The 12,386-nt window shown below is 65.4% G+C and carries 10 protein-coding genes, 1 rRNA gene and 1 pseudogene; 9 read left to right on the top strand and 3 right to left on the bottom strand.

The genetic code is table 11. The features are described 5' to 3' along the window. Positions 1-186: 186 nt before the first annotated feature. The 7 genes and pseudogenes from IEY28_RS18475 (at position 187) to pheT (ending at position 9,189) form a co-directional block, all read left to right on the top strand. Positions 187-564 carry a hypothetical protein gene (locus IEY28_RS18475; RefSeq protein ID WP_189001423.1) on the top strand — a complete coding sequence of 126 codons (378 nt, stop codon included), beginning with the start codon at positions 187-189 and terminating at the stop codon, positions 562-564. Positions 565-646: 82 nt separating this feature from the next. Beyond that, on the top strand, positions 647-1,381 hold the full coding sequence (locus IEY28_RS18470; RefSeq protein ID WP_189001421.1) for a PDDEXK family nuclease: 735 nt from the start codon (positions 647-649) through the stop codon (positions 1,379-1,381). A gap of 70 nt (positions 1,382-1,451) precedes the next feature. Next, positions 1,452-2,450 carry a tRNA-intron lyase gene (gene endA, locus IEY28_RS18465; RefSeq protein WP_189001419.1) on the top strand — a complete coding sequence of 333 codons (999 nt, stop codon included), beginning with the start codon at positions 1,452-1,454 and terminating at the stop codon, positions 2,448-2,450. A gap of 221 nt (positions 2,451-2,671) precedes the next feature. Beyond that, entirely contained in the window at positions 2,672-4,303 is a 1,632-nt protein-coding gene (locus IEY28_RS18460) for a tryptophan--tRNA ligase (RefSeq protein WP_420842334.1), read from the top strand. A 159-nt stretch (positions 4,304-4,462) separates the two neighbouring features. Next, positions 4,463-5,695, top strand: coding sequence for a hypothetical protein (locus IEY28_RS18455; protein ID WP_189001416.1), 1,233 nt, complete (start codon positions 4,463-4,465; stop codon positions 5,693-5,695). A 253-nt stretch (positions 5,696-5,948) separates the two neighbouring features. Beyond that, positions 5,949-7,460, top strand: coding sequence for a phenylalanine--tRNA ligase subunit alpha (gene pheS / locus IEY28_RS18450; RefSeq protein WP_189001414.1), 1,512 nt, complete (start codon positions 5,949-5,951; stop codon positions 7,458-7,460). Then, positions 7,460-9,189: pseudogene (gene pheT / locus IEY28_RS18445) on the top strand (phenylalanine--tRNA ligase subunit beta). The gene pheS and the pseudogene pheT overlap by 1 nt, the downstream one beginning before the upstream one ends. 24 nt (positions 9,190-9,213) lie before the next feature. On the opposite strand, the gene IEY28_RS18440 reads toward pheT, so the two are convergent. The 3 genes from IEY28_RS18440 to IEY28_RS18430 are packed head-to-tail and all read right to left on the bottom strand — an operon-like array spanning position 9,214 to position 11,030. Next, a complete protein-coding gene (locus IEY28_RS18440) occupies positions 9,214-9,693 on the bottom strand; it encodes an RDD family protein (protein WP_189001412.1) in 480 nt (159 codons plus the stop codon). Positions 9,694-9,728: 35 nt separating this feature from the next. Further along, the gene (locus IEY28_RS18435; protein ID WP_189001410.1) at positions 9,729-10,781 is read right to left on the bottom strand and encodes a quinone-dependent dihydroorotate dehydrogenase; all 1,053 of its coding nucleotides are present in this window, start codon (positions 10,779-10,781) and stop codon (positions 9,729-9,731) included. 51 nt (positions 10,782-10,832) lie between these two features. Continuing rightward, positions 10,833-11,030, bottom strand: coding sequence for a hypothetical protein (locus IEY28_RS18430; RefSeq protein WP_004516407.1), 198 nt, complete (start codon positions 11,028-11,030; stop codon positions 10,833-10,835). Positions 11,031-11,279: 249 nt separating this feature from the next. Between IEY28_RS18430 and IEY28_RS18425 the strand changes: the two genes are divergently transcribed. Both IEY28_RS18425 and IEY28_RS18420 read left to right on the top strand, forming a co-directional pair. Next, on the top strand, positions 11,280-11,588 hold the full coding sequence (locus IEY28_RS18425; protein ID WP_166966927.1) for a non-histone chromosomal MC1 family protein: 309 nt from the start codon (positions 11,280-11,282) through the stop codon (positions 11,586-11,588). A gap of 637 nt (positions 11,589-12,225) precedes the next feature. Continuing rightward, positions 12,226-12,386, top strand: a 16S ribosomal RNA gene (locus IEY28_RS18420); the annotation flags it as partial.

Below are 12,386 nucleotides of genomic sequence, written 5' to 3'. Positions count from 1 at the left end.
TGCTGGTCTACTCGATCCATTTGGAGCCGCTGCCGCTTCTGCTATTGCGATTATCTGCACAGTAGAGTGGGCAGCAATCAAGATTCAAAACAACGGATGTGGCGTAGTCCTCAATTTTTATGTAACGGGTACTGGACCAGTAAACGAAGCGAATATCCCGTTTCATACGATCTCTCCGCAATAGATATGAACCAGCACACCAGCAGGAAATGGGGATTCATACTCGCGGCCGTGTTCATCCCGCTCTTTCGGAGTTCCTCGGCTTGGAACAGTCTGTTCGCTGGTGGCCCGTCCGCTAAATGGATTCCGCAAGTAACCATGGCCCTCCTGTACGGTGTGTTCTTTGCTGTCGGGTTTTTTGGAGAGCAATTTGAGAGCGCCCACGACGACGGCGTTCGGTTCCCTGCCTACATGTGGGGATTCGGTTCAATCAGCATCGCTATTGGTATCGTTGCTCTCGCATTCATCGGGTTGGGATACGGTCTGATACCTTTCGGGCTTGATGTGGCCTATTCGATTATCGCCGTGGTAGCCGTAGGGACCATCGCCAAGAAAGTCAAGTGAAAGTGGATAAAATACCGACCTCACAAAACAAACCGCCGTTTCGGCCGAGCTTTCATATACGAAGACGGGACCACCCCCGTCCATGCACGACGGAACGCGCGTGATGGCCGGCGAGTGTACGACTGTCTTCGAAGGGTCCCGGGAACGCGAACAGCGCGGTGACGTGCTGGTGGTGGTCAAACCCGACAACACCGTCCTCGTCCACGACGCCGCCGGCTACCAACCGGTGGCGTGGCTCACCCGTGCGGAGAGCGTCACCGTCGAGGACGGCGTCGTCACCGCCAGCGACGGCGAGGAACTGCTCCGCGTCGTCGCCCACGAGGAACACGGCAGCGCCCGGTTCCCGGCCTCCCACGCCGGCGTCCCGGTGGCCGACTGCCCGGACTGTCCCGGCACGCTCGTCCGGGCGCGGGGGAGCGTCACCTGTACCGACTGCGAGGGCGAGTACGGCCTGCCCTCGAACGCCACCGTCACGGGCGGGCGCTGTGCCGACTGCGGCCTCCCGACGATGCGCGTCGAACGCGGCGAGGTGTTCGAACTCTGTCTGGACCGGGGCTGCGAGTCACTGGACGACCGGGTGACCGACGCCTTCGACCGCGCGTGGTCGTGTCCGGACTGCGACGGCGACCTGCGAATCATCCGCCGCGGCGGCCTGCTGGCTGGCTGTGAGCACTACCCCGACTGCGACACCGGGTTCTCGTTCCCCGCCGGCGTCGTCGTCGACGAGTGCCCGTGTGGTCTCCCGGTGTTCGAGACGGCCGGCGGCCGTCGGTGTCTGGACAGCACCTGCGAGGCGGGACTCGTCGGCACGCTGTGACGACGGTCTTCCAAACGACTGCGAGCCCCAACCCACAGAGGATTTGTCCACGCACGAACCACCCAGAGGCATGGACCTCACACTCGACGGCGACGTCGTCCGGGCGGGGCAACGCGCCCGGGAGCGGTTCTACGACTCGCGCGGCTACGGCCACGCACAGAACGGCGACCTCGACCTCGCGCCGGTGGAGGCGGCTCACCTCCTCTATCGGGGGGACATCGAGGCCGTCGACGGGATGGACTTCCGTGAACTGCTGGGGTCGTCGGCCGTCCCGATGGTCGACTTCCTCGTCTATAAGGACCTGCGCGACCGCGGGTTCTACCTCACGCCCGCTCGTGGGGACTGGGTCGAGAACCCCGACGGCGTGGACTTCGTGGTGTACCCCCGCGGGAAGGGGCCGTGGGACGACGAGATCGCCTACCGGGTACGCGTCGTCGGCGAACGGGACGACGTGCCGGCGTCGTCGCTCGGCGACTGCGTGCTGGCCGTCGTCGACGAGGAGAGCGAGATAACGTACCTCGACACGACTGACCGCGAGGTCAGCGGGACCAGCGACGCGAGCGTCCCGGCGGTCGACGGCGAACTGCTCACGGAGCGCGTCGTGTGCTGGGACCCGCCGAGCGAAGTGTACGAGCAGGCGTTCTACGGCCAGCGACTCGACGAGGACGCGGTGCAGTTGTCGCTGGTCGAGGCCGCGTACCTCGCTCGGGCGGGTGACCTGCGAGTCGAGGGCGGGGCCGACGCCGTCGTCGAACGCGGCCGTGCGGTCGAAGGTGAACGGTTCGACCGCCGACTGGCCGTCTACGCCGCGCTCCGCGAAGCAGGGGTCGTCCCCAAGACCGGGTTCAAGTTCGGCGCGGACTTCCGGACCTACGCCGACGTCGAGAGCGTCGAGAACCTCGGGCACTCGGAACTGCTCGTGCGGGCGTTGCCGGCCGCCCACAGTTTCGAACCGCGGGACCTCGCGCTGGACGTGCGACTGGCCCACGGCGTTCGGAAGACGATGGTGTTCGCGCTGGTCGGCGGCGACGCTGTCGAGTGGGTCGAAGTACAGCGGCTGACGCCGTAACCGGCCCTGATCGTTCGTACGGACCCGGAAGGCATAAGACCGTGTTCGCGCATGTCCCCCACATGGTGTCCACTCCCGTCGACTGCTGGCGCTGGCGCGTCCGGGAAGTGGACAGTCTCGCGGTTCCCGTCCGACGGGCGTAACCCGCCGACGGGTCCGGCGATGCTCCCTCCGCTTTCTCGGCCGTGGTTTCGACCGCATACCGACACGATACACGACACATGATGCGCGACTCACACACTGACGACGAATCGAGAGACGGGCAGACGCGGACCGACGGCGGCGAGCCGAGCGAGGCGAGGCGAGCCTCGTCGGACCGCCGGACCGACGGCGGCACCGACGCCGCCGGCGCCGACGAGGTCAAACTCGACCCGTGGGGCTCCTCGACCATCGCGGACTACCGCAAACTGTTCGAGCAGTTCGGCATCGAGGAGTTCGACGCGGTGTTACCCGACGTGCCGAACCCCCATTACCTGATGCGCCGGGGCGTCATCTTCGGGCACCGCGACTACGACCCCGTCGCCGAGGCGATGCGCGAGGGCGACGACTTCGCCGCGCTTTCGGGGTTCATGCCCACTGGCGACCCCCACATCGGCCACAAGATGGTGTTCGACGAGATAATCTGGCACCAACAGCAGGGCGCCGACGCCTACGGCCTCATCGCCGACCTCGAAGCCCACGCCGCCCGCGGCCTGACGTGGGCGGAGATAGACGAACACGCCCGGAGCTACGTCCTCTCGCTACTGGCGCTCGGGTTCGACCCCGAGGAGGGCGAACTGTATCGCCAGTCCGAGAACCGCGAACTGCAGGACCTCGCCTTCGAACTCGGCGCCGAGGCCAACGCCTCCGAGTTGCAGGCCATCTACGACTTCGACGGCGAGACGAACATCTCCTACATGCAGTCGGTCGTCACGCAGATGGCCGACATCCTCTACCCACAACTGGACGAGCCGAAACCGACGGTCATCCCCGTCGGTCCGGATCAGGACCCGCACATGCGACTGGCCCGTGACCTCGCGGCGCGGATGCGCTACTTCGGCGTGACAGAGGCGTTCGCCAGTTTCGAGGCCCAACCGGAAGAGCGGCCACTGCTCCGGCAGGCCTACGACGCCCGCGAAGAGTACGCCGAGGACCCCGAGATGCCCCGCTGTGGCGAGGCCGCCGACTGGCTTCGGGACCACGAGCCAGCCTCGGCCGACGCCCGCGAATCGGCCGTCGAGAAACTCACAAACGCCGGGAAGGAACCGCTCCGGCCCCGGACAAGAATCTTCGACCGGCGGGCGACCGACGCGGCGTTCGAGGCGCTCATCGAGGCCGTCGACGGCGAGAAACGGGTGTACGACGAACACGTCGACGCCTTCGACCTCTCGCAGTCCGAGGCCGAGGAAATCGCCCGGCAGGTGGAACTAGACAACGGCGGTTACGGCTTCCTCCCGCCGTCGTCTATCTACCACCGCTTCATGACTGGCCTCACCGGCGGGAAGATGTCCTCCTCGATTCCGGCCTCGCATATCTCCCTGCTCGACGACCCGGCGGACGGCTACGGCAAGGTGAAGTCGGCCACGACCGGCGGCCGCGCGACGGCCGAGGAGCAGCGAGAGAAGGGCGGGAAAGCCGACGAGTGCCCCGTCTACGAACTGTACGCCTACCTGCTGTCTGGCGACGACGACGAGTTCGCGACCGAGGTGTACGAGGAGTGTGTCGGCGGCGAGCGCCTCTGTGGCGGCTGTAAGGAACAGGCTGCCGAGTTGATGGCGCAGTTCCTCGAAGACCACCAAGAGAAACGCGCCGAGTGGGAGGAGAAACTGGACGAACTGGACATCGACCTCGATACGGACCGCAAACGGTCGTGAACGGTTGGTAAGCCGACACACCGTCCCTTCGAGGTGGAGTCGTCCGTTCGACGGCGACTTTCGGTCGGCTTACACCCGAGGTAAGGCGCTCTTCCGCCCTCACGGGTGCGTAAACGATACGCTGTCGTTTTACTGTCGACGGTCTACCTATTGGGTGCCATGCAGCGACGGGACTACCTCCAGTACACCGGTGCAACGCTCGGTGGCACCGCCATCGCCGGCGGCGCGGCGTCCGAGGCCGCGGCCATCCCCCTCCCCCTCGAGGACCTGCCCGACGGGCCGACGGCCGTCGCGTGGGGTGACGCCGACGACGACGGCCGTGCAGAAGTTGCCGTTGCGCTTCGGACTGACGACGGGCCGCGGTTCTGGGTCCTCGACGACGAGGATGCGGAGTTCGAGGTGCTGTTCTCCGGTGGTGAGGAGTGGGGTGACAGCGCCTTCGCGACGGCGCTCGCTTTCGGTGACTTCGACGACGACGGGGCCGACGAACTGGCGGTGGGTCGTCGGGCCGGCGGGAACGCCCGCTTTTTCGTCTACGACGACGCCGACGAGGACTTCGATCGCCTCCTCGCCGCGGGCCGAGACTGGGGCGACGACGCAAACACGACGGCGCTGGCGGCGGGAGACTTCGACGACGATGGCGTGGACGAACTCGCAGTCGGGCGGTCCGCCCGGCGGAACGCCCGCTTTTTCGTCGTCGACTACGAGGACGAGGACGTACTGCTCCGCGGCGGCCGGGACTGGGGACGTGGTATCGCCACCTCGGCGCTGGCGGCCGGTGACGTCGACGACGACGGAGTCGACGAACTAGCGGTGGGTCGCCGGGCCGGCGGGAACGCCCGCTTTTTCGTCCACGACGACGCCGACGAGGACTTCGAGGTGCTGTTCCGCGGCGGCCGCGAGTGGGGGTCGGACAGCTATCCGACCGACCTCGCCTTCGGGGACGTGGACGACGACGGCTACGAGGAACTGGGCGTCGCCAGACGCGCCCGCTCGAACGCCCGTTTTTTCGTCTTCGAGGACGCCGACGCCGACTTCGAACGGACGCTGGCCGCCGGCCGAAACTGGGGCCGGGACGCCTACGCCACCAGTATCGACTTCGGCGACGTCGACGACGACGGCTACGAGGAACTCGTCGTCACTCGGCGGGCCGAGTCGAACGCCCGCTACTTCGTCCACGAGGACGAGGACGCCGACTTCGAGGTGCTGTTTACCGACGGCGACGACTGGGACGACGACGGCTACGCCATCGACGCCGCTTTCGGCGATATGGACGGTGACGACTTCGCCGAACTCGCCGTTGCCCGCACCGGACAGGGGCCACGTGCCATCCTCCGCGAAGACGAAGCGGCCGACTTCGAGTTCCGCGGGTTCGTCCTGTTCCCGGTGTGACCGAGCCGGCCGTCGGTGGCACAACGCTTTTTATCGCCCATTGCCACCGGACGGATATGGCACCCGAATCCCACCGTGCCGGCGCCGCTCGTCAGCCAGTCCGCGCTCCGGGATTCGGTTTCTTCTTCGCTTCCGGCCGGTAGTGGACTCGGGCCGCACCGAGAGGTAGCGGCCCGACGAAACCGCTGGCAGGAAGTGAGAACCGTTAACTGAGCGACCCGCGCTACTTCCCGACAACGACCGAGACACCCGTATGAAACGACCACAGGCACAGGTGGCCATCTTACAGGCCGCCGACGCACAGGAGGACAGACGAATCGACGAGGTGGCCGAGGAGGCTGGCCTCGTACCCGAAGCGGCGACGCGGGCCGCCTTCGAACTGGAAGCCGACGGTCTGGTGACCGTCTCCGAGGAGACGCTCGAACACTACGACCTGACCGAGGAGGGCGAGCGGTACGTCCGCGAGAGTCTCCCGGAGCAGGACCTCTACGAGGCCGCGCTCGACGCCGGGGCCGACGAGTCCCCGGTCGGGATGGGCGAGGTCATCGGTGCCTCCGGCCTCGAAGGTGGGGCCGTCGACATCGCGCTCTCGAACTTCGCCCGGAAGGGGTACGGCCAGATAGACAGCGGCGAGATAACCGCCGACCCCGACGCGGCGCCCGGCCGGGACCCGGAGATGCACGCGCTGGAAGCCGTCGCCGACGGCCGGGCCGAGGACGCCGATGCCGACGCTCTCGACCAACTCGAACGCCGCGGTCTGCTGGACATCAACGAGGAGACCGTCCGCTCGGTCCGACTCACCGACGACGGCGTCACGGCGCTGATGGAGGGCGTCGAGGTCGCCGAGACGGTCGACCAGCTCACTCCCGAACTGCTCACCAGCGGCGAGTGGGAGGACGTGGAGTTCACCGAGTACAACGTCGAGGCCGACGCCGAGGACGTGCCCCACGGCAGGGAGCACATCCTCCGCCAGACGGCCAACCGCGTGAAGGACACGCTCGTCGGCATGGGGTTTCAGGAGATGGAAGGCCCCCACGTCGACGCCCAGTTCTGGATCAACGACTGCCTGTTCATGCCACAGGACCACCCCGCCAGAACCCACTGGGACCAGTTCGCACTGGAGCGACCGGACGAGATTCACGACCTCCCCGAGGACCTCGTCGAGCGCGTTCGCTCGGCCCACAAGAACGGCGTCGGCCCCGACGGCGAGGGGTACCACTCGCCGTGGGAGGAGTCGGTCGCCCGAGGACTGGACCTCCGTGGCCACACCACGTCGCTGTCGATGCGGTACCTCTCGGGCCACGAGATCGGCGAGTTGGAGCCACCGCAGCGGTTCTTCAGCGTCGAGAAGGTGTACCGCAACGACACGCTGGACCCGACCCACCTACTGGAGTTCTTCCAGATAGAGGGCTGGGTGATGGCCGAGGACCTCTCGGTGCGGGACCTGATGGGGACCTTCACGGAGTTCTACGAGCAGTTCGGCATCACCGACCTGGAGTTCAAACCGCACTACAACCCTTACACCGAACCGAGCTTCGAACTGTTCGGCACCCACCCCGAGACCGGCGAGGTCGTCGAGGTGGGCAACTCGGGCATCTTCCGCGACGAGGTGCTTTCCCCGTTGGGCGTCGACTGCGACGTGATGGCCTGGGGCCTCTCGCTCGAACGACTACTCATGCTCATGTACGGCTTCGAGGACATCCGCGACGTACACGGGACGCTCTGTGACTTGGAACTGCTTCGCGAGACGGAGGTGATGCACTGATGCCCGTCGTCGACGTCGACCCCGACGAACTTCGCCACCTCACCGGTCACGAGGAGAAAGACGACGAGGAACTCAAGTCGGACCTGTTCGACCTCGGACTGGAGTTCGAGGGCCGCACCGAGGACGACGAGTTCCAACTGGAGTTCGCCCCGGACCGCCTCGATCGGCTCTCAGTAGAGGGCGTCGCCCGGTCGCTACGCTACCACTACGGCGACGACCGCGGCGTCTACGTCCCGACCACGAACAGCGCCGAGTGGACCATCGAAGTCACGGACCAACCCGAGGGACGCCCCTACGTCACTGGGGCCGTCGTCCGCGGCCTCGACATGAGCGAGGACGCACTGGAGTCGCTGATCCAGTTACAGGAGAAACTCCACGCGACGATGGGCCGCAAGCGAGCGAAGGGCGCTATCGGCGTCCACGACCTGACGATGCTGAAAGGCGAGGCCGCCACCGACGGCACCGGCAAGTCCATCACCTACACGAGCGCCGACCCCGACGAGGCGACGTTCGTGCCGCTGGACGCCGACCGCGAGATGACCCCCAACGAGGTCGTCGCCGACCACGAGACCGGCCAGACCTACGGCGACCTCGTGGCAGAGTTCGACCGCGTGCCGGCCATCTACGACGCCATCGGCCTGTTCTCGTTCCCGCCGGTCATCAACGGCCGCCGGACCGAGGTCTCCGAGGACTCGCGGGACCTGTTCATCGAGATGACCGGGACCGACCAGTGGACCATCGACCGGATGTGTAACATCGTCTGCTACGCGCTGGAAGCGCGCGGCGGCAAAGTCGAACGCGTCGAGGTAGCGTACGCCGACGACGCGCCCGGCGAGTACGCCGGCCGGACGCTCTCGCGCCCGGACTTCGAGGTCCGCACCAAGACGGTCACGCTGGACCGCATCGAGAGCATCCTCGGCGTCGACCTCGAACCGCGCGANTCGACTACGCCGAGCGTGCCGGACTGGACGCCACCGAGATACGAAGCGAGGACGGCGTCTCGTTCGAGGTGGAGGTCCCGCCCTACCGCGTCGACGTCATTCACCCGCTGGACATCATCGACGACATCGGGCGCGCGCTCGGGTTCAACAGCCTCGAACCGACCTACCCCGACGTCTCGACGGTCGGCGGTCGCCACGAGCGCTCCCGGTTGGAGGACGCCGCCCGCGACACGCTCGTTGGTCTGGGCTTCGAGGACCTGCTCAACTTCCACATGACCAACGAGGCCGAGAATTTCGGCCGCATGAACGTCTCCCCGGACGACGACTGTCTCGGGGCGGCCGACCCGGTGACCATCCAGGAACCGTACAGCGAGGACTACACGATTCTCCGGACGTGGGCGCTGCCCTCCCTGCTGATGGTGCTTGAGAACAACACCCACCGTCGCTACCCACAGGACCTCGCGGAGATAGGTCTCGCCGCCGGACTCGACGATTCCCAGAACACGGGCGTCGCCGAACACCGCACCGTTGCGGGCGCCCTCGCGCGCACGGACGCTTCCTACGAGGACGCGAAGGCCCGCCTGCAAGCCATCGCCGAAGCGTTCGGTACGGATCTCCGGACGCCGCCGACGACCCATCCCTCGTTCATCGACGGGCGGGCGGCCGAAATCGTCCTCGACGGCGACTCGGTCGGCGTCGTCGGCGAGATACACCCGAAGGTGCTCGTCGACCACGACTTAGAACTGCCCGTGGCGGCGTTCGAGTTCCGACTGGACGCCCTAGAGTAGGCCGCTCACTGTCTGTCTCTCTGCCTACCGGTCGCTCGGGTAGACGTATTCGACGCCGCTCGGCCGCTCGTCGGCGTCTTCGTCTGTTTCGACGACGATGGTCGAGGAGAGCTTGTTGAACAGTCGGACCCCCTCTTTCTCGTAGGCGAGCCACCCGATGACGAGGTCGAGCGGGAGCAAGAACGCCTTTCCGAAGCTCTCGATGGCCGCGGTCCCGTAGTCGATCGGGTCGCCGCGTTCGTCGGTGACCGCGACGTTCAGCACCATCTTGCCGGCGGACTGTCCCTGGTACCCTTCGAGTGCCGTCCAGTAGACGAAGAGGGCGAGTCCGTTCAGGCCAGCGAAGGGGGTCGTCAGCGAGAGACTGCCGGTCAGGACTGCGAAGACACCCGCGATTTCACCGAGGCCGGTGAGGACGGCACCGACCAGTAGTACGTCGACGAGCCACGCCAGAAATCGGTCGTCCCACGAGGCGATGTGGAGCGTGCGAGGGGTGTCGGCCATACCCCGATTTCTCCCACCCGCTACTTCAGGGTTCGCTACAAATCGGCACCGACGGCGTCTTCGACGCTGTCGAAGCCGTCCGCCTCTAACAGTTCGAGCAGGCCTTCGTTGATGTCTCGGGCGGTCGACGGGCCGTTGTAGACGAGGCCGGTGTACAACTGGACGAGGGAGGCGCCGGCACGAATCTTCCGGTAGGCCCCTTCGGCGCTGGAGACGCCGCCGACGCCGACCACCGGCACGTCGACTCGCTCGGCGACGAATCGGACCATCCGGGTCGACTGTCCCTCGATGGGTTTCCCAGAGAGGCCGCCCTGCTCGCTGGCGTTGGGCGAGCGGAGGCTGGCCGGTCGCTCCGTCGAGGTGTTAGTCGCGACGACGCCGTCCAGTTCCAGTTCCGTCACGAGGTCCAGCGTGTCCTCGACGGCGGGTTCGGGCAGGTCGGGCGAGAGCTTCACGAGCAGCGGTGCCGCGCCGGCCTCCTGCAGTTCCGAGAAGATGGCTTCCATAGCGTCGCGGTTCTGGAGTTCTTCGAACCCCTGTGAGTTCGGACAGGAGACGTTGACGACGAAGAAGTCCCCGCCTTCGGCCACCCGTTCGTACGTGTACCGGTAGTCTTCGGGCGCGTCGGCGGTTCCGACGTGCTCGCTCTTGGCGATGTTGACTCCCACGGGAATCGGGGCGTCGGTCGCGGCCAGTCGGTCGCCGACGACGTCCGCACCGTCGTTGTTCAGTCCCATCCGGTTGATGATCCCCTCGTCCTCGCGCAGGCGGAACATCCGAGGTCGTGCGTTCCCCGTCTGCGGTTCGGCAGTGACGCCGCCGACCTCGGCGAACCCGAAGCCCAGGGCCGCGAGCACCGACGGGATTGTCGCGTTCTTGTCGAACCCCGCGGCGACACCGACTGGGTTGTCGAACGATTGGCCGAAGGCATCGACCGACAGACGATCGTCGGAGACGGTGTACCGTCGAGCCATGGCGCTGGCGATTGGCGTCCCCTGCACCGCTTCGAGCAGCGTGTGGACGCCGTTGTTAGCTGTCTCTGCTGGTAGTGAGAACAACGCCGGTTTCGCGATATCGTAGAGTCTCATGAGCGTTCTCGAACGCCGTCTCGGTGGCGCCGTGACACCGGTGACGGTCGATTAGAAGTCGTGTTCGACCTCTTCGGGGTCGGCCTTCTGGATGATAATCTTGTTGTCCCGCACCCGTACGAACACCTCGTCGCCGATCTCCATCCCGGCGACGGCGAGTTCGTCTTCGTGAATGTTGATATGTACGTTGTGGTACTCGCCGTCCTCATCCTTGGCGCCACTCGGGCTGAGCTTCTTTTTTCGCACCATCGCGCTATCCTATTCCGTGCATCGCCGTAGGATACACTTAAGTCTACCGTGCCGCAGGTCGGCAGACGGCGCGCGGCCCGGGTGCGCGCGCGTAGTTACGGCCGCTTTTTCGCTCGATTTCGGCGCGGATTCCGATCGATATCCTCCGAAATAGCTCTTAGTATATAAATATACCCCGGGACGGAAGCCGGATTGGGGGGTATATTTATAATGTGCCATGTGCTGAATTGACATGGAGCGGTGAAAACCATGGCACGCGACAGTGACAAGCGCAACTTTGCGCTCCGTGAGGATGGCGATGAATCGAGCGTCTTCTCAGGCGGGACTCCCCGACAGGCTGCACTGAAGGCAGCCCGCCGGCTCGATCCGGCCGACAGCGAAGACGATGCCGACCGACAGGAGATACGACTCCGGGAGAAAGGGACTCACAAAGTCCACATCTACGAGGCGTGGGCGTGGGTCGAGGAGGCCCCCGACGACAAACCAGACTGGATGCCCGGCGACATTACCAAAGGGAACGTCTCGAAACAGGGTGTCGAACACCTCGACGACATCTGAGTCCCTGACCAGTCCGGGATTTTTCGACGAGTTACGTTACACTCGCGTGAGCGCGCGAGCGAGAGCCATCGGATTCAACCGCGTTTTTGTTCCCGTGTGGCCGGCCCGTATGAGGCTCTCTCACCCGTGTAACCGCCTGACGCACTCGATTCGGTCCGACGGGGTTAAGTGTGGTACTCCCATCGGAGTTGATGTGAACGCGGTACGGGGCGACGCGCCCCGGTCAGGCCAGCTCCCGATCGTTCCACTTAAGCGTAACAGTGGAGTCGAATGGGGTTCGAAGGTCGCTCATGTCGTGCGATTGGATGCGACCGAACACCGATGCCCTTAAGTGATACAGGGCACTCGGATCGAACGCGAATGAGGCCTGGCCGGGGCCGACGAAACCCGGCCGAACTGGACTGCGGCGAGGTCACTCGCCATCGTAACTCGAAGCCTTTAAGGTGGCTTCGAGATAACATACAGGTCCGGAGAAATGAGGATTCCACACCTGCGGTCCGCCGTACAGATGGGATCTGATGTTAGCCCTGATAGTTCGGTGACACCCGGTCGACGGGTGTCCTCGAACACCCTTCGATAGCGACCACACCCTTACGGGTGTGATCCCGCCTAACCCCCCGGCATTGTGCCGGGATACATTCCGGTTGATCCTGCCGGAGGCCATTGCTATTGGAGTCCGATTTAGCCATGCTAGTCGCACGAACTTAGATTCGTGGCGTATAGCTCAGTAACACGTGGCCAAACTACCCTACAGACCGCGATAACCTCGGGAAACTGAGGCCAATAGCGGATATCACT

The sequence above is a fragment of the Haloarcula pellucida genome (assembly GCF_014647235.1).
Classification (GTDB): domain Archaea; phylum Halobacteriota; class Halobacteria; order Halobacteriales; family Haloarculaceae; genus Haloarcula; species Haloarcula pellucida.
The sequence above is the reverse complement of the archived record's forward strand: the minus strand, read 5'-3'. Positions and strand labels throughout refer to the sequence as shown.

Bases quoted from the DNA above. Each gene is read 5' to 3' on its own strand.
- IEY28_RS18455 (WP_189001416.1), top strand. From the start codon at position 4,463: ATGCAGCGACGGGACTACCTCCAGTACACCGGTGCAACGCTCGGTGGC.
- pheS (WP_189001414.1), top strand. From the start codon at position 5,949: ATGAAACGACCACAGGCACAGGTGGCCATCTTACAGGCCGCCGACGCA.
- IEY28_RS18470 (WP_189001421.1), top strand. From the start codon at position 647: ATGCACGACGGAACGCGCGTGATGGCCGGCGAGTGTACGACTGTCTTC.
- IEY28_RS18430 (WP_004516407.1), bottom strand. From the start codon at position 11,030: ATGGTGCGAAAAAAGAAGCTCAGCCCGAGTGGCGCCAAGGATGAGGAC.
- IEY28_RS18460 (WP_420842334.1), top strand. From the start codon at position 2,672: ATGATGCGCGACTCACACACTGACGACGAATCGAGAGACGGGCAGACG.
- IEY28_RS18425 (WP_166966927.1), top strand. From the start codon at position 11,280: ATGGCACGCGACAGTGACAAGCGCAACTTTGCGCTCCGTGAGGATGGC.
- IEY28_RS18435 (WP_189001410.1), bottom strand. From the start codon at position 10,781: ATGAGACTCTACGATATCGCGAAACCGGCGTTGTTCTCACTACCAGCA.
- IEY28_RS18475 (WP_189001423.1), top strand. From the start codon at position 187: ATGAACCAGCACACCAGCAGGAAATGGGGATTCATACTCGCGGCCGTG.
- endA (WP_189001419.1), top strand. From the start codon at position 1,452: ATGGACCTCACACTCGACGGCGACGTCGTCCGGGCGGGGCAACGCGCC.
- IEY28_RS18440 (WP_189001412.1), bottom strand. From the start codon at position 9,693: ATGGCCGACACCCCTCGCACGCTCCACATCGCCTCGTGGGACGACCGA.